This window comes from Pseudonocardia sp. NPDC049154 (assembly GCF_040648315.1).
GTDB lineage: Bacteria > Actinomycetota > Actinomycetes > Mycobacteriales > Pseudonocardiaceae > Pseudonocardia.
The window spans coordinates 1-15,960 of record NZ_JBEZDN010000162.1; the positions used below are offsets into that span (position 1 = coordinate 1).

18 protein-coding genes are annotated in these 15,960 nt (G+C 76.2%); 7 read left to right on the forward strand and 11 right to left on the reverse strand.

The window, feature by feature from the left end; translation table 11 throughout:
• Window positions 1-511: 511 nt before the first annotated feature.
• The 5 genes from AB0B41_RS39240 to AB0B41_RS39260 all read right to left on the reverse strand — a co-directional run bounded on the left by AB0B41_RS39240 (window position 512) and on the right by AB0B41_RS39260 (window position 2,506).
• Window positions 512-871 (reverse strand): hypothetical protein, encoded by a 360-nt coding sequence (locus tag AB0B41_RS39240; protein WP_358212106.1) that lies wholly within the window; start codon window positions 869-871, stop codon window positions 512-514.
• On the reverse strand, window positions 784-1,410 hold the full coding sequence (locus AB0B41_RS39245; protein ID WP_358212107.1) for an LLM class flavin-dependent oxidoreductase: 627 nt from the start codon (window positions 1,408-1,410) through the stop codon (window positions 784-786). The genes AB0B41_RS39240 and AB0B41_RS39245 overlap by 88 nt, the downstream gene beginning before the upstream one ends.
• An 87-nt stretch (window positions 1,411-1,497) precedes the next feature.
• Complete coding sequence (locus tag AB0B41_RS39250) at window positions 1,498-1,632, reverse strand: hypothetical protein (RefSeq protein ID WP_358212108.1); 135 nt, start codon at window positions 1,630-1,632, stop codon at window positions 1,498-1,500.
• Window positions 1,629-2,183, reverse strand: a complete 555-nt coding sequence (locus tag AB0B41_RS39255) for a hypothetical protein (protein ID WP_358212109.1) — start codon at window positions 2,181-2,183, stop codon at window positions 1,629-1,631. The genes AB0B41_RS39250 and AB0B41_RS39255 overlap by 4 nt, the downstream gene beginning before the upstream one ends.
• A gap of 119 nt (window positions 2,184-2,302) precedes the next feature.
• Window positions 2,303-2,506, reverse strand: a complete 204-nt coding sequence (locus AB0B41_RS39260) for an SDR family oxidoreductase (protein WP_358212110.1) — start codon at window positions 2,504-2,506, stop codon at window positions 2,303-2,305.
• A 161-nt stretch (window positions 2,507-2,667) separates the two neighbouring features.
• On the opposite strand from AB0B41_RS39260, the gene AB0B41_RS39265 reads away from it, so the two are divergent.
• Together AB0B41_RS39265 and AB0B41_RS39270 are read left to right on the forward strand one after the other, a co-directional pair.
• Window positions 2,668-3,612, forward strand: coding sequence for a diiron oxygenase (locus tag AB0B41_RS39265; protein ID WP_358212111.1), 945 nt, complete (start codon window positions 2,668-2,670; stop codon window positions 3,610-3,612).
• A 40-nt stretch (window positions 3,613-3,652) separates the two neighbouring features.
• Window positions 3,653-5,182 carry an FAD-dependent oxidoreductase gene (locus AB0B41_RS39270; protein WP_358212112.1) on the forward strand — a complete coding sequence of 510 codons (1,530 nt, stop codon included), beginning with the start codon at window positions 3,653-3,655 and terminating at the stop codon, window positions 5,180-5,182.
• Here AB0B41_RS39270 and AB0B41_RS39275 read toward each other — a convergent pair.
• The 3 genes from AB0B41_RS39275 to AB0B41_RS39285 are packed head-to-tail and all read right to left on the reverse strand — an operon-like array spanning window position 5,179 to window position 8,910.
• Window positions 5,179-6,402 (reverse strand): acyl-CoA dehydrogenase family protein, encoded by a 1,224-nt coding sequence (locus AB0B41_RS39275; protein WP_358212113.1) that lies wholly within the window; start codon window positions 6,400-6,402, stop codon window positions 5,179-5,181. The genes AB0B41_RS39270 and AB0B41_RS39275 overlap by 4 nt on opposite strands.
• Window positions 6,399-7,787, reverse strand: a complete 1,389-nt coding sequence (locus tag AB0B41_RS39280) for a pyridoxal-phosphate dependent enzyme (protein WP_358212114.1) — start codon at window positions 7,785-7,787, stop codon at window positions 6,399-6,401. The genes AB0B41_RS39275 and AB0B41_RS39280 overlap by 4 nt, the downstream gene beginning before the upstream one ends.
• 25 nt (window positions 7,788-7,812) lie before the next feature.
• Entirely contained in the window at window positions 7,813-8,910 is a 1,098-nt protein-coding gene (locus AB0B41_RS39285) for an LLM class flavin-dependent oxidoreductase (protein WP_358212115.1), read from the reverse strand.
• 519 nt (window positions 8,911-9,429) lie between these two features.
• On the opposite strand from AB0B41_RS39285, the gene cysC reads away from it, so the two are divergent.
• From cysC to AB0B41_RS39305, 4 genes are read left to right on the forward strand one after another with little or no spacing between them, the layout of a single operon-like run.
• Window positions 9,430-10,041, forward strand: coding sequence for an adenylyl-sulfate kinase (cysC, locus tag AB0B41_RS39290; RefSeq protein WP_358212116.1), 612 nt, complete (start codon window positions 9,430-9,432; stop codon window positions 10,039-10,041).
• Window positions 10,042-10,998 (forward strand): hypothetical protein, encoded by a 957-nt coding sequence (locus AB0B41_RS39295; protein ID WP_358212117.1) that lies wholly within the window; start codon window positions 10,042-10,044, stop codon window positions 10,996-10,998. It abuts the gene before it with no gap.
• 4 nt (window positions 10,999-11,002) lie between these two features.
• Window positions 11,003-11,794: a sulfotransferase gene (locus AB0B41_RS39300; RefSeq protein ID WP_358212118.1), complete on the forward strand. Its 792-nt coding sequence runs from the start codon at window positions 11,003-11,005 to the stop codon at window positions 11,792-11,794.
• A complete protein-coding gene (locus tag AB0B41_RS39305; RefSeq protein ID WP_358212119.1) occupies window positions 11,791-12,936 on the forward strand; it encodes an LLM class flavin-dependent oxidoreductase in 1,146 nt (381 codons plus the stop codon). The genes AB0B41_RS39300 and AB0B41_RS39305 overlap by 4 nt, the downstream gene beginning before the upstream one ends.
• Before the next feature lie 33 nt (window positions 12,937-12,969).
• Here the strand turns inward: AB0B41_RS39305 and AB0B41_RS39310 are convergent, their stop codons facing one another.
• Both AB0B41_RS39310 and AB0B41_RS39315 read right to left on the reverse strand, forming a co-directional pair.
• Window positions 12,970-13,167: a hypothetical protein gene (locus tag AB0B41_RS39310; RefSeq protein ID WP_358212120.1), complete on the reverse strand. Its 198-nt coding sequence runs from the start codon at window positions 13,165-13,167 to the stop codon at window positions 12,970-12,972.
• Window positions 13,168-13,307: 140 nt separating this feature from the next.
• Window positions 13,308-14,195, reverse strand: a complete 888-nt coding sequence (locus AB0B41_RS39315) for a DMT family transporter (RefSeq protein ID WP_358212121.1) — start codon at window positions 14,193-14,195, stop codon at window positions 13,308-13,310.
• A 110-nt stretch (window positions 14,196-14,305) separates the two neighbouring features.
• Here AB0B41_RS39315 and AB0B41_RS39320 point away from each other — a divergent pair, with 110 nt between their 5' ends.
• A complete protein-coding gene (locus AB0B41_RS39320) occupies window positions 14,306-14,776 on the forward strand; it encodes a DoxX family protein (protein WP_358212122.1) in 471 nt (156 codons plus the stop codon).
• A gap of 3 nt (window positions 14,777-14,779) precedes the next feature.
• Here AB0B41_RS39320 and AB0B41_RS39325 read toward each other — a convergent pair whose 3' ends face one another.
• Entirely contained in the window at window positions 14,780-15,886 is a 1,107-nt protein-coding gene (locus tag AB0B41_RS39325; protein ID WP_358212123.1) for a PLP-dependent aminotransferase family protein, read from the reverse strand.
• Between the last annotated feature and the right edge of the window lie 74 nt (window positions 15,887-15,960).

The window sequence follows — 15,960 nt, forward strand, 5'->3', positions numbered from 1 at the left end:
CAACGCTTGTGGATCAGACCGTGGATCGTGATCCACTTCGACGACCTTGAACGAGTCGGGGGGGGGGGCGCCGCCCCGGGGTGGGGGCCCGGCCCAGCGGGGGGGGCGCCGGGGGGGGGGCGCCCCCCCCCGACCGATCGCATCAGCGGGGCGGGCCGTCCCGGGGGTGGCCCGCACAGCGTCCGGACGGTCTGGCCGGGGCCCGCTTGGCAGGGGCTCGCTTGGCGGGGGGGCTCGCTTGGCAGGGGCTCGCTGTGCGGCTCGCGCCGGCGATTCCGCGAGTCGGCAGTTCCAGGACACCGAGTCGGCAGTCCCGGGAGACGCAGCCGGTTCCGAGTCCACCTCCTCCATCAGCGACGGGAGGTGGACGTGTGCCGACGAGGCGCGCGCGTGAGGACTACGAGCAGGGTCTCACCGAGAACGGTGGCGCGCTGCGCGCGGCGCTCAGCCTCGACCTGCGCTCAGCCTCGACCTGGACGAACCGCCGCGACGGGTCGGGCGGGGTGGCGCGCTACCCGCGCCGCTCCGCCTCGACCAGCTCCCGTGTGCGCGGGGCGACCTCGTGGGCGTAGCGCTCGAGGGTGGCCCGGTCGTCGGACATCAGGATGAAGCCTGAGATGCCCTCGGCGAGGGCGAGGTCGGCGAGCTCCTCGGCCCACTGCTCCGGCGGGCCGACGAGCAGGCCGTCGCCGGTCTGCGCGAAGCGGCCCTCGAGGTTGAGCAGCCTGCGGATCGCGCCGGGGTCGCGGCCGGCAGCGGTGGCGCTCTCGTCGATCAGGGTGTTCATGGCGGTGAGGGAGGTGGGGCCGTCGCGCAGGTAGGAGAGCGTGGGCAGCCAGCCGTCGGCCAGGCGGCCGACGAGCCGGAGCATGCGGGGGCCGTAGGCGCCGACCCAGATGCCGATGTCGTGGGCTGGTGCGGGCCGCGCTTGGCGCCGGCCACGTGGTGGAACTCGCCGTCGACGCGGACGCCGCCGCGCTCGTCGGCGGCCCAGATGCCGCGGAGGATCGCGATCGCCTCCTCGAGGGCCTGCACGGACTCGCCCGGCTTCAGCCGGCGGCCGCCCATGGCCTCGATGCCGTCCCAGAAGGCGCCCGTGCCGAGGCCGAGCTCGACGCGGCCCCCGCTGAGCCGGTCGAGGCTCGCGGCGCTGCGGGCGAGGACGGCGGGTGGGCGGAGCGGAAGGTTGAGGACGTCGCCGGTGAGGCGGATCCGCTCGGTCCGGGCCGCGACGACGGACATCAGCGTCCAGGCGTCGAGGAACTCCGGCAGGTACGGATGGTCCTGGAAGGCGACGAGGTCGAGGCCGGCCCGCTCGGCGGCCACCGCCAGGTCGACCGCCCGGTCCGGCGGGTCCGCGACCGGGGTGACGAAGGCGCCGAAGAGCAGGTCGTGTCGGTGGTCGGGCACGCGTCGAGAGTGGGCCGGACGGGACGGCCCGGCAAGAGGCCGCGGCGCGGGGTGCGGGTCCGACGCACCCCCCGCCGCAGCGCACCGTCAGCCGCGGACGCCCTGCCGGACCCAGGCGACGGCGTCGGCCACGCTCATACCGCGCGGGCGCCAGCCGAGCCGGGTGCAGAGGTCCTGGAAGGCCTGCGGGGTCAGGGCGTGCCGCAGCTGCAGGTTCCTCACCTGGTCGACGAGCTGGACCGGGGCGCCGTGGGTGTTGAGGTACTCGACGAGCTGGGGAAGCGTGTGCACGGATCCTCCTGTGGGGGAGCGTCTCGGGCGCCGGGTCCGGCGCCGGGGAGAACACTGCCGGCCGGCCCGAGGAGCGGGCTGTGCGCGACGTGTCCGAGCACTGTGAGGCCCTCGCCCGGCCCGCCCCGGTACACGCGGAGCACCGCGGCGAGCCCGTGGAACACGAGCGCCGCGCCCACGACGAGCAGCAGCGCGCGCACGTCGGCGGCCCCGGCGTGCAGCTCGCCGAGACGGTGGGCGGCGAAGCCGTCGTAGACCGCCCAGCCGACGGTCCCGGCGACGACGGCACCGACGGTGGACGTCACCGTGGCGACCAGACCCGCGGCGAGGGCGGCGAGCACCAGGCCGCCGACGGCGACGTCGGACGGGTCGCAGGCCCAGGCGACCGCCTGGGCCCCGACGGCGGCGGGCAGGCCGAGGAGCAGGCCGCCGGCGCACGCCGGCGGCGCGGACGGGAGAGTGGATCGGCGACTCGGCACCATGACGCCAGGGTGCGGCGGACCGCCGCCGCAGGACCCTCTCCTGACGGGATGTTGACGCGCGGAGCACCGATCCGAACGCCGTCATGACCCGGACCGGTCGAACCGGGGCGTCCAGGAGCTCAGAACTCCGTCACGCGCGCGTCGGGCGCGATCTCGTGGGCGGTGATGTAGCGCGACTCGTCCGAGGCGAGGAACAGCACCGTCTCGGCGACGTCCTCGGGCTGGGTGATGTCCACCGGCAGCAGGGTGGTCAACATGCCGGCGAGCCGCGGGTCGCCGGCGACGGCCTTGCCCAGCCGGGCCTGCATGTCGCCGGTGCCCATCGGGGTGGCGACGCCCGTCGGGTGCAGCTGCGGCCCTCTCAGCGGGCCGGGCGGCGGCGTCTCACGCGGACGCGGGACGGCCCCGGGTTGCGAGCATGTGTTACCACCGGTAACGTTACCGCCGGTAACGCCAGCAGTCGTCGATCCGCGAAGGAGCGACCATGGACGACACCATTGCCCTGGACCGCACCGCCGACAACGCCGTGACCGGCGCCGATGCCGCCGTCGAGGGCGACCACGCCGACGTCGCCCGCCGCCTGCTGCGCTCGTCGGAGATGCTCAGCTTCGACCCGACGCAGGAGGTCGACTGGGACACGCCGCTGGACACCGGCTTCCACGGCGCGAGCCCGGAGTGGAGCACCCTCTACGGCACGGCGTACTGGGACGAGATGACCCCGGAGCAGCAGCGCGAGCTGACCCGGCAGGAGTCGGCGTCCGTCGCCAGCACCGGCATCTGGTTCGAGATGATCCTGCAGCAGATGGTGCTGCGGGACTTCTACGCCAAGGACCCGACCGACCCGGCCTTCCAGTGGGCGCTCACCGAGATCGCGGACGAGTGCCGCCACTCGATCATGTTCGCGCGGGGGGTGGCCAAGCTGGGCGCGCGGCCGTACCGCCCGAAGCGGTCGGTCGTCGAGCTCGGCCGGGCGTTCGCCGCGCTCGCCGGCGGCGAGGCGGCCTACGCCGCGATCCTCGTCGCCGAGGAGGTCCTCGACGTGATGCAGCGGGACTGGATGCGCGACGAGCGCGTGGTCCCGTTCGTCCGCACGATCAACAACATCCACGTGGTCGAGGAGTCCCGGCACATGAAGTTCGCCCGGGACGAGGTCCGGGAGCGGATGCGGGGCGCGGGCGCCCTGCGCCGCCAGGCCGACGCCGTGGTCATCGCCGGGGCCGCGTACCACATCGTGACCAGCATGGTCAGCGACGACGTGTACGAGGCGGCGGGGCTGGACCGTACGCGCGCGCTGCGCGAGGCGCGGGCCAACCAGCACCACAAGGCGATGATGCGCTCGAGCTGCGCCGGGCTGATGGAGTTCCTCGGCTCCGCCGGGCTGCTCACGCCGGCCGCGCGGGCGATCTACCGCCGCGCGAACCTCCTCTGACCCGGCGCCCCGCCGACCCCGCCGAGCGACAGGCCCCGCGATGCCGTACGCGATCACCCAGACCTGCTGCACCGACGCGTCCTGCGTCGCGGCGTGCCCGGTCAACTGCATCCACCCCACGCCGGACGAGCCGGACTTCGGCACCACGGACATGCTCTACATCGACCCGCAGTCGTGCATCGACTGCGGCGCGTGTGCCGACGCCTGCCCCGTGGACGCCATCCACCCGGTCGACCTGCTGAGCGGCCCGCTCGAGGGCTACGCCGAGGTGAACGCGGAGTTCTACGCCGACCGGCCGTCGTCGGAGGTGGAGGAGGCGGAGCCGACCCCGGTGTTCCACCGCTGGGGCCCGCCCGCCTTCGACCGCACCATCCCGGCCGGCTTCCCGGCGCTCGACGTCGCGGTGGTCGGCACCGGGCCCGCGGGCATGTACGCCGTGCAGGACCTGCTCCTGCACACCGACGCCCGGATCACGCTGATCGACCGGCTCGCCGTCGCGGGCGGGCTGGTGCGGTTCGGCGTGGCGCCGGACCACCCCTCGACCAAGCGGATCGGGGAGACGTTCGCGCGCCACCACGGTCACCACCGGCTGCGGATGCGGCTCGGGGTGGAGGTGGGCCGGGACGTCACGCCCGAGCAGCTCGCCGCCGAGCACGACGCGGTGATCTACGCCGTGGGTGCGTCGGAGTCCCGGTCGCTCGGCGTGCCGGGCGAGGACCTGCCCGGCAGCCTGCCCGCCACCACGGTCGTCGGCTGGTACAACGGCCACCCCGAGATCGCGCGCGGCGCGGTCGACCTGTCGTCGGGGCGGGTGGTCGTCGTCGGCACCGGCAACGTGGCGCTCGACGTCGCGCGGATCCTCACGGCCGACCCGGCCGATCTCGAGGACACCGCGATCGCGGGCGGGGCCCTGGAGCTGCTGCGCGGCTCGGGCGTGCGCGAGGCCGTCCTGCTGGCCCGCCGCGGCCCGGACACCGCCGCCTACACCCGGCCCGAGCTCGTCGCGCTGCTGCGCCGGGAGGGCGTGGAGGTCGTGGTCGACGACGCCGACCCGCGCACCGGGAAGGCGATCGACGAGGCGGTGCCGGGCGAGCACGCGGCGCTGCTGCAGGAGGCGCGCCGCGAGGTCGTCGACTGGTCGGCGCCGGGCCCGGAGGGGCCGCGCCGGCTGATCCTGCGCTTCCACTCGTCGCCCTCGGCGATCACCGGCGACGGCCGGGTCGAGGCGGTCCGGGTGACCGGCCCCGACGGCGAGGTGGAGATCCCGGCCGGCATGGTCGTCCGGGCCGTCGGGCACCGCGGGCGACCCCTGGCCGGCCTGCCGTTCGACGACGTCACGGGCACCGTCCCGAACCACGAGGGTCGCGTCGAGGGCAGGCCCGGGGCCTACGTCGTCGGCTGGATCAAGCGCGGCTCCACCGGCGGGATCGGCGCCAACCGCACGGACGCCGCCGAGACCGTCAAGGCCCTGATCGACGACGCCGCGGCGGGCCGGCTGCCGGGCCGGCCGCGGCGGCGGATCCCGTTGCCGTTCCTCGGATCCCGGCGGCGACAGCGGGTGGCGGGCTAGGGCAACCCGTCGCCGGGCGGGGGCGTCCGGTGCAGGACGTAGTCGCCGATCGCCCGCGCCGCGTGGGCGGCGGGATCGTGGCTGGCCAGCGTGCGCGCGTTGCGCCAGTGCCGGTCCAGGCCCTCCGAGGTGAGGGTGGCCGAGGCGCCGGCGGCGTCGAAGATCACCGTGGCGGCCTGCTGGGCGGCGCGGTCGGCCACGACCTTCGCCTGGGTGACCTCGGCGGCGGCCGCCGCCAGCTCGTCCGCGGTGCGGTGCTCCGCCGCCGCGTCGAGGGCGCGCGCGGCGCTGAGCACGACCGACCGGGCCGTGTAGGCCAGCGTCGCGGCCTCGCCCACCGCGGCCCGGACGAACGGGTCGTCGGCGGCCCGCCCGGCCTCGGCCGCCTCGGCGGCGCGCGGGTTGGTGCGGGTGAACCCGGCGATGTCGGAGACGGCGGCCGTCGCGATGCCCGCGCCCACCGCGGCGAGGTGCAGGGCGCGGAAGCTGGAGGTCACCGTCGGCTCGGGGCGGCCGGGCGCGGGCCGCAGCACCTCGGCGGGGTCCACCACGACGTCGGTGAACACCGCCGACCCGGTGGCCGTCAGCCGCTGGCCCATGCCCTCCCAGTCGTCCCACAGCTCGACGCCCGGCGCGTCGACCGGCACGAGCGCCCACACCGGACGGTCGGCGTCGTCGAGGGCGAGGACGGTGAGGTGGGAGGCGAAGAGCCCGCCGGTGGCGTAGTGCTTCTCGCCGGTGAGCAGGAGCCGGCCGCCGGTGCGGCGCAGCCGGGTGCCCAGGTCGAAGGGCCGGGTGCCGGTGCGTTCGGACGTCGCCTCGCCGACCAGCACGCCCTCCCGCAGCTCCCGCAGGCGGCGGGCGGCGTCGGGCACCCCGGGCTCGAGGAGCCGCTCGACGTGCGCGAAGTGGGCCCGGGTGGCCTGGGCGACGTTGGAGTCCGCGGCGGCGAGCCGCACCACCGCCTTCACGACGTCCGCGATCGACCCACCGGGCCCGCCCAGCGAGGCGGGGACGCGGAGCGAGCCCAGCCCGGAGTCACGGAAGGCCTGCATCTCGCGGTAGGGGAGGGTGCGCTGCTCCTCGCGCCGGCGCGCCCCGGTGCGGACGGTGTCGGCCAGCGCCGGCAGCACCTGCGCGAGGAGTCCCTCGCGGTCGCGCGGGCCCGGCGGGGCGGGGTCCGGCGGGCCGTGGCAGGCGTGGGTGGTCCGGGCGCTCACCGCGCGGCCACCCCGGCCCGGGCGACGAGGGCGGCGCGGGTCAGCAGGCCGGCCAGGCGGCCGTCGCGCAGCAGCAGGGCGTTCTCGCCGCCGGCGGCGTCGAGACGGGCGAGGGCCTCCTCCGCGGTCTCGCCGGTGCCCACGGCGACCGGCGGCGGGTCCGCGAGCTCGCCCACCGGCGTCGCCGGGTCCCGACGGGCGGCCTCGGCGGCGAGCACCGCCGGGTCGAGCGCCCCGAGAATCTCGGAGACGGCGGTGGCGAAGCGCGGGCTGCGCCCGGGCAGGACGACCGGGACCAGCGGCTGGTCCCGCGCCGGGCCCGCGGCCAGCGCGGCGGCCTCGCCGAGCGGTGTGCGGGTGGTGACGGTGTGCACCGGCGTGGCGGCGTCGGCGAGCAGCCCGGGGCGGTCGTCGTCGAGGAAGCCGAGGCGGCGCAGCCAGCCCACCGAGTGGTACTTCGACAGGTAGGCCCGCCCGGAGTCGGGGAGGACCGCGACCACGGTGTGCTCGGGGCCGAGCCCGCACGCCACCCGCAGCGCGGCCGCCACCGCGAGCCCGGACGAGGCGCCCACCAGCAGGCCCTCCTCCCGCGCGAGCCGGCGGGTGGTCAGCACGGACTCGCGGTCGTCGATCACCTCGATCCGGTCGACGACCTGCTGGTGGTAGGACAGCGGCCACTGGTCGTCGACCGTGTCGGTGTGCCGGTAGTGGCCGGAGGCCTCGACGAAGAACGGGCTGCCGTCGCCCCCGTTGTAGACGGAGGTGGCGGGGTCGGCGCCGACGACCTCGACCCGGCCCACCTCCCTGAGGTAGCGCCCGGTGCCCGAGATCGTGCCGCCGGTGCCGATCCCGGCGACGAGGTGCGTGACCCGGCCCTCCGTGGCCGCCCAGATCTCCGGGCCGGTCGTGGCGTGGTGGATCTCCGGGTTCGCCGGGTTGTCGTACTGGTCGGCGAACCAGCCCCCGGGCGTCTCCGCCGCGATCCGCCGGGCCAGCCGGTTGACGTGCTCGGGGTGTTCGCGGGGCAGGCTCGCCGGGGTCGTGACGACCTCGGCGCCGTAGGCGCGCAGGATGTCCAGCTTCTCGACGGCCACTGTGTCCGGCAGGACGACGACGATCCGGTGCCCGCGGACCGCGGCGGCCTGCGCGAGCCCGATGCCGGTGTTGCCCGACGAGGCCTCGACGATGGTGCCGCCGGGCGCGAGCACGCCGTCGCGCTCCGCGGCGAGCACCATCGCGGTGGCGGCGCGGTCCTTCACCGAGCCGCCCGGGTTGAGGTACTCGGGCTTGACGAGCACGGTGGCCACGAGGCCGGCGGTGAGCCGGCGCAGCCGGACGAGCGGGGTGCCGCCGACCAGGTCGATCAGCGAGTCGTGGATGACCATGGGTCCTTCCGGGGCCGGCGATCGGTCAGGACTGCGTGAGGCCCTTGGCGCGGCCCGGGTCCCGCGGCCCCCAGAGCGTGGTCGACACCTCGCGGCGGACCAGCGGCACGACCTCCTCGGCGAACCGGCTCAGCACCTCCTGCTGCTGGGGGTAGGGGAGGACGGGGTTGATCGAGACCGACTGGACGTCGTGCCGGTAGGACTTGTGGTAGTCGAGGATCTTCGCGGCGACCCGCTCCGGCGTCCCGACCAGGGCGGGCCCGTGCGCGACGGCCTCCTCGATCGTCGTGAACGACATCGTCTTGCCCTTCCGCGGGTCGCCGGCGTGTGCGGCAGCGAGCTTGGCCGCCTGCGCCTCGTAGATCGGCCGGTACTCCGCGACCGCCTGCTCGTCCGTGTCGGCGAGGAACAGCCCGCCCGAGCCGGACCCGACGTAGCCGACGGCGGGGTCGTGCCCGTGTGCCTCGAGCTGCTCCCGGTACCGGTCGATGAGGACCAGGTAGTTCTCCCGCGGCTGCAGGGCGTTGGCGCTGAAGATCGGGTCCCCCCACCTGGCGGCCAGGTCGACGGCCGCGGTGGAGGTGGCCGAGCCGTGCCAGATCCGGAAGGGACCGTCGAAGGGCCGCGGGAAGGTCGTCACCCCGTCGAGGTCGCGATGGTGCACGCCCTCCCAGGACACGCGCTCCTCGCGCAGCAGCCGGCGCAGCAGCTCGTAGTTCTCGGTGAGGTACTCGTACTGCTTCGAGAGCTCCAGCCCGAACAGCGGGAAGTGCTTGTCCTCGTTGCCCTTCCCGATGACGATCTCCAACCGGCCGCCGGAGAGCTGGTCGACCGTCGCGTAGTCCTCGGCGACGCGAACCGGGTCCAGCAGGGACAGCACGGTCACGCCGGTGCTGAGCAGGATCCGGTCCGTGGCCTGGGCCAGCGCGCCGAGCAGCACGGTCGGTGCGGAGGAGACGAACTCGCCGGCGTGCCGCTCCCCGACGGCGTAGGAGTCGAAGCCGAGCCGCTCGGCGAGCACGGCGTTCTCCACCACCCGCTCCAGGCGCTCGTGCACCGAGATGATCTCCCCGGTGACCGGGTGCGGGGCGTGCGGGACGATGTCGAGGACCTGGAAGCGCATGCGGTTCTCCTGGTGGGAGGGCGCGGGACGGTTGCGGCCGGCGGGCCGGGAGGCCGGACCGGTCGACGGGTCCGGCGGAACGCGGAGCGGTGCGCGAGGCGGCACCGGGCGTACGGGTCTAGCGGGGACAGTGCCCGGGCGGCGAGCCGAGCCCGTCGAGCCAGCGGCGGGAGACGAGGCGGGCACCGGTCATGGCGGCCTCCTCCTGCCTCGGCTGTCCTCGGGTCCGTGGTGGACCAGACCACAGTAACCACGAGGGGGTGGCGGGCGGCAGCGTGAACGACCACACAGCGCCGACATTCGGAGGGTGCGCCGGTTGCGGCCGTCCACCGCCCGGGTGAGGATGACCGCGTGACGCGGACCCTGCTCGAGCCGTTCTGGCCGGGCCGTCGCGCGCACGCGTACGACCAGTTCTGTCGGTAGGTCGCGCGCCGGAGCCGGGGTCGTCCCGCGCCCGGCCCGACGCCGCGCGGCCGCACCCGCATCCCCACCGCACCCGACAGAACGCCGGAGACCCCCGTGTCCGACGCCGTCCGCTCACCCGTCGCCCCTCCGACCGCGCTCCACACCGCCCAGCGCGGCGCCACCGTCTGGCTGACCGGCCTGCCCAGCGCGGGCAAGTCCACGATCGCCCGCGCCTGCGAGTCCGAGCTGCGCTCCCGCGGGCTGCGGGTCGAGGTGCTCGACGGCGACGCCGTGCGGCCGCACCTGGCCGCGGCCCGCGGCTACTCCCGGGAGGACCGGGCGATCAACATCCGGCGGATCGGGTGGGTCTCGGAGCTGTTGGCGCGCAACGGCGTGCTGGTGCTGGTCTCGGCGATCGCACCCTTCCGGGACGTGCGGGACGAGGTCCGCGCCACGCACGCCGGCAACGGCACCGAGTTCATCGAGGTGCACGTCAGCACCCCGGTGGAGGTGGCGTCCGAACGCGACGTCAAGGGCCTCTACGCCCGCCAGCGGGACGGCGAGATCTCCGGCCTCACCGGCGTCGACGACCCCTACGAGGTCCCGCTCGACCCCGACCTCGTCATCCCCGCCCACGAGCAGCCAGTGGAGACCTCGGTCGCGCTGCTGCTCGCGCACCTGACCGACCGCGGTCTGGCGGGCCCGACCGCACCCGAGGAGTCCTGAGTGAGCACCGCACCCGCATCCCCGCCGTTGCTGCCGATCCCGCGGTGGGAGGCGGCCGCGATCGCGGTGGCCGCCCCCGGCGCCGGGGCCGGCAACTGGGTGGGGGCCCCGAGCGTCGTCCTCGCCGACGGCGTCTACCACGCGGCCTACCGGCTGCGTGCCCCGCTGACCGAGGGGCGCGGCCTGGCCACGGTGATCGCCCGGTCCACGGACGGGATCCGCTTCGCCGAGGTCGCCCGGGTGACCAAGGACCGCTTCGGTGCGGAGTCGCTGGAGCGCCCGGCCCTGGTCCGCACGCCGCAGGGCCGGTGGCGGCTCTACGTCAGCTGCGCGACGCCCGGGACCAAGCACTGGTGGGTCGACGTCCTGGAGGCGGGCACCCCCGAGGAGCTCGCCGACGCGCCGCGCCGGACCGTCCTTCCCGGCGACGACCTGCACGCCGTCAAGGACCCGGTGATCGTGGTCGAGGGCGGGCGCTGGCACCTGTGGGCCTCGGTGCACCCGCTCGACGTGCCGGAGCACGAGGACCGCATGACCACCGAGTACTACACCAGCCCCGACGGGCTGGAGTGGCGGCACGAGGGCACGGCGCTCGGGCCGCGGGCCGGGCGCTGGGACGCGCGGGGGGTGCGGGTCAGCGCGGTGTTCCGGGTCGACGGCCGCTGGGCCGCCACCTACGACGGCCGCGCCACGGCCGCGGAGAACTGGGAGGAGCGGACCGGCCTGGCCTACGCCACCGATCTGCCCGGTGTCTTCACCGCGCAGGGACACGAGCCCGTCGCCGAGTCCCCGCACCCGGGCCGCGGGCTCCGCTACCTCAGCGTGGTCGCGCTGGAGGGCGGCGGGTACCGGCTGTACTACGAGGGGACCCGCGAGGACGGGGCGCACGAGCTGCGCACCGAGCTGCTGCTGCCGCCCGTCCGCACCGCCGACCGGCGGCCCGCGGCCGCGGTCTGAGCCCGTGGGCTCGCGCCTGCCGGACTTCCTCCTGCTCGGGGCGCCGAAGTGCGGCACGTCCGCCCTGCACAACGCCCTGAGCGGGCATCCGCGGCTGTTCCTGTCCACCCCGAAGGAGCCGAAGTTCTTCCTCACCGACGGCCCGCCGCCGGACTCCGGCGGCGGCCCCGGTGACCTCCCGACCTGGGGCGAGCACGTCTGGCGCCGGGACGAGTACGAGGCCCTGTTCGCCGACGCCGACCCGGACGCGCTGTGCGGCGAGTCCACGGTGTTCTACCTCTACGACCGGGACGCCCAGCGGCGGATCCGGGACCTCCTGCCCGCGGCCCGGCTGATCGCCGTGCTGCGCGACCCGGTCGAGCGGGCGCACTCGAACTGGGCGCACCTGCGCGGCGCCGGCCTCGAGCCGGAGGCGGACTTCCTGCGTGCGCTGGAGCTCGAGGGGGACCGGATCACCGCGGGCTGGGCGCACTTCTGGCACTACGCCGCCCAGGGCCGCTACGGCGGCCAGCTCGAGCACCTGCTCTCGCTCTTCCCGCGCGAGCAGGTGCTGCTGCTGCGCTACCGGGAGCTCCGCGACGACCCCGCCGGCACCGCGGACCGGGTGTGCCGGTTCCTCGGCGTCGAGACCGGGGTGGTCACCGGGGTGCCCCGGCACAACGTCCGCCCGGACGTGAGCGGCCGCGCGTCCGGGCCCACCCCGACGGAGCGCGCCGCGGCGCTGCGGCGCTTCGCCGACGACGTCCCGCGGGTGGCCGCGCTGACCGGATGGGAGCTGGAGGAATGGCTGCGGTGACCCCGCGCGTGGATCCGTACGTACCGCTCTCCGTGCTGGACCTGGCCCCGATCGCGGCCGGGTCGAGCGTGGCCGAGGCCCTGCGGAACACGATCGACCTGGCCCGGCACGCCGAGCGCCAGGGTTACCGGCGCTACTGGCTGGCCGAGCACCACCTCAACCCGGGCGTCGCCGGGGCCTCGCCGCCGCTGCTGATCCAGGCGGTCGCGCAGGCCACCGACACCATCCGCGTCGGCTCGGGGGCGGTGCAGACCGGGCACCGCACCGCGCTCTCGGTGGTCGAGGAGTTCGGGATCCTCGACGCCCTGTTCCCCGGCCGCGTCGACCTCGGGCTCGGGCGCTCCGGCGGCCCCCGCACCCGCACCGAGCCGGAGGGGCCGGGCGAGGAGCGGGTCGTCGACGGCGTGCTGATCCCGGCGCCGTTCTCGTTCGCCGGTCTCCTGGGCTCGCCGCGCTTCCGGGCGCAGCTCGAGCTGATGCGCCAGCCGGGGGCGAGCACCCCGGCGTACGACCACATCGTCGACGACGTCCTCGACCTGCTCGCAGGCCGGTACCGCTCGTCGGACGACGTGGAGGTGCACGCGGTGCCGGGCGAGGGTGCCGGCGTGGAGCCGTGGGTGCTGGGCAGCAGCGGCGGGGACAGCGCGGTGGTCGCGGGGGAGCGTGGGCTGCCGTTCGCGGCGAACTACCACGTCAGCCCGGACACGGTGCTCGATGCGGTGGCCGCGTACCGGGCGGCGTTCCGGCCGTCGGAGCACCTGGCCGCGCCGTACGTCATGGTGTCGGCGGACGTCGTCGTCGCCGAGGACGACGCGACCGCGCGCGAGCTGGCGGCGGGCTACGGGCCGTGGGTGCACAGCATCCGCACCGGGGCCGGGGCGATCCCGTTCCCCGATCCCGCCGTCGCGGCCGCGTGCCCGTTGTCCGACGAGGACCGGGCGCTGGTGGCCGACCGGCTGGCGACGCAGTTCGTGGGCGCCCCCGGGACGGTCGCCGAGCGCCTCGAGGCCCTGCAGCGGGTGACGAGTGCGGACGAGCTGCTGGTCACCACGATCACCCATCGGCACGCCGACCGGGTCGCCTCGCAGGCGCTGCTGGCACGGGAGTGGGCGGCGCGGGCGGGGGTCCCCGTCGCGTCCTGAGCGCGGCGGGGCCCCGGCGGGTTCAGGAGGGGTTCAGACGTGCGCGCGGGCGACGAGGTCGCCGGGCGCGCCGAGGGCACGCAGCTCGCCGAGGACCCGCTCGCGGTCGCGGTCGGCCGGGAAGACCCCGGCGAAGGGGGCGGCCGGGCGGAACTGCGCGAGCCGGAAGGGGTTGCGGCGGCGGGCGGGACGGTCGCTGCCGGCGGTGCGGTGGAGGAAGGTGATGCTCATGGTCGTGCTCCCTGGTCTGGTCCGGTGGTCGGGGGTTCGTTCCCCGCTGGACACACGGTCCCGCCGACGGGGCTCCGGCACCGTCGGGCCGCCGCCCGATCCGCCGGGGGAGCGCGGTGTCGGGCGATCGGGGGACGGGCTCAGCGGGCGGCGGGAGCGGCGTCGTCCCGGTCGTCGTCCCGGTCGCCGTCGCTGAGCAGGGGCGAGCGGACCAGCACGAACGTGCCGAGCACCAGCGCCGCCCCGCCGGCGGCGGCCATGGCGTACCAGGCGCCGCCGCGGACCTGCTCGCCGTAGACGACCACGCCCCATGCCGTGGCGAGCAGCGGGTTCGCCAGCGTGAAGCCGGGCTGTGACGCCACCAGGCTGCCCGCCTGCAGCGCGGTCTGGAGCAGGAAGAACGACAGCGGTCCGACGACGACCACCGCCCAGGTCTGCCACGCGGTGAGCACCCCGTGCACGCCCGCCCGGCCGGCGATGGCGCCCACCGCCGCCACCAGCACCGCGACGTAGCCGAACGCCGTGCCGGTGCCGATGCCGAGCCACCCCGCGCGCGCCGATCCCGTCGTCCCGCGGCCGGCGGCCACGGTCGCGCCGACGACCACGGCGACGACGGCCGACCCGACCACCCACGTCCAGCCGGACACCGCGACCGGGTCCCCGCCGGTCGGGGCCAGCGCGACCACGACGAGGACCAGGCCGGCGGCGAGCACGCCGATCGCCGTCCACTCCCGGACACCCGGGCGCGCGCCGAAGGCCCACGCCGCCAGCAGCACCGTGAACGGCAGCTCGGCCACCAGCATCGGCTGCACGACCGCGACCCCGGCCAGCGTCAGCGCCACGGCCTGGACGAGGAACCCCGTGATCACACACGCGATCCCGCCCAGCCACACCGGCCGCCGGACCAGGTCGAACAGCAGCCCGATCGAGAACTCCCGCTCCTCGGGCTCCTCCCGGGCGGCCTTGCGCTGCAACACCGAGGCGGCCGCGTTCAGCACCGCCGCCACCACCGCCAGGACCGCTCCCACGCGCCCGGGTAACCGTTCCGCCGGAACTCGAACCCCGGGGAGCGATGAGTTCCCGCGCCGGGGCCGGTCCACCTCACGACAGCACGGACACACCGGACGGAGGACCTGCCATGAGCACGATCGACACCACCCGCGCCCTGACCCGCCGCACCACCGACGGCACCACCGACAGCGGGGCGACCGGCATCCGCGAGGCCGCGCCGCAGCTGGTGCTGCTGGCGTTCCGCGTCGTCGTCGGCTTCCTGTACAGCCTGCACGCGGTCATGGGCTTCGGCCTCTTCGGCGGCGTCGACGGCGCCGGTACCGGGCTGCCACCGTTCACGCTCTACTGGTGGGTCTCCCTGGTCGAGCTCGTCGGCGCCGTGCTCGTCGCGATCGGCCTGTACGTGCGGCCCACCGGTTTCCTGCTCTCGGGGATGATGGCCTTCGCCTACTTCGCGATGCACCTGCCGCAGGGCTGGAACCCGATCTACAACCTGGGCGAGCCCGCCGCGCTCTACAGCTGGATCTTCCTGCTGCTCTGCGCGATCGGCGGCGGCCGCTACAGCCTCGACCACCTGCGCACCCGCCGCGCCCGCTGACCCTCACCCGGCGGGCCCGGCGAGCACCCGGCACAGCGCCTCCAGCGCACCCGCCCAGGCCGACGGCGACGGCGTGGCGTACCCGACCACGAGCGCGTCCGGCCGGGGCCGGGCGTCCGGGTGCCGGAACCGGTCCAGGCCCTCGACCGCCAGCCCGTGCCAGGCCGCCGCCCGCTGGGCGGCGGCCTCCGCCGTGCCGGCCGGCCCGTCCCCGGCCGGCAGCTCGACCAGCGCGTGCAGCCCCGCCGCCAGCCCGCGCACCACGACGGCCGGTGCCCGCTCCGCGAGCGTGGCGACGAGCTCGTCCCGGCGCCGCCGGTAGGCCTGCCGCCGCTCCCGGACGTGCCGGTCGTAGACCCCCGAGACGAGCAGGTCCGCGAGGACCAGCTGGTCCACGGCGGACACCCGGGTCCCGCCCTCCCCGGCGACCGCCCGCTCCACGTCGCCCGCGAGGCCGGCCGGCAGGACCAGCCAGCCGAGCCGCAGGCCCGGCGCGAGGGCCTTGCTGGCGGTGCCGAGGTACACCACCCGCTCCGGGTCCAGGCCCTGCAGGGCGCCGACCGGCCGCCGGTCGTAGCGGAACTCGCCGTCGTAGTCGTCCTCGACCACCAGCCCACCGGTCGCGCGGGCCCAGTCGACCGCCGCGGCCCGGCGGTCCGGCCGCAGGGCCACGCCGGTGGGGAACTGGTGGGCCGGGGTGAGCAGGACGGCCCCCTCGCCGTCGAGCAGGTCGGTCCGGGCGCCGGCGTCGTCGACGGGCAGGGCGCCGACCGCGAGCCCGTGCCGCTCGATCAGCTCCCGGTGCAGGTGCAGGCCGTGCGCCTCCGCGGCGACCCGCCGCACCCGGCGGGTCCGCAGCAGGCCGGCGAGCAGGGCGAGCCCGTGCACCGCCCCCGCGCACACCACGATCCGGTCCGGTGTGGTGCGCACCCCGCGGGCCCGGGCGAGGAGCTCGGCCAGCGCGGCCCGCAGCTCCGGCCGGCCTCGGTCGTCGCCGTAACCGAAGGCCTCGTCCGGGGCCGCGGCCAGCGCCCGGCGCGTGGCCCGCAGCCAGGCCGCGCGGGGGAAGGCCGCGACGTCCGGCCGGCCGCGCGCGACGTAATGGCGCAGGCCCCCCGGCTAAAGCGGCAGACGCCAGGGCGCCCCCGACGGCCCGAAGGCGGGGTCGGCTCGCCGCGGCACAC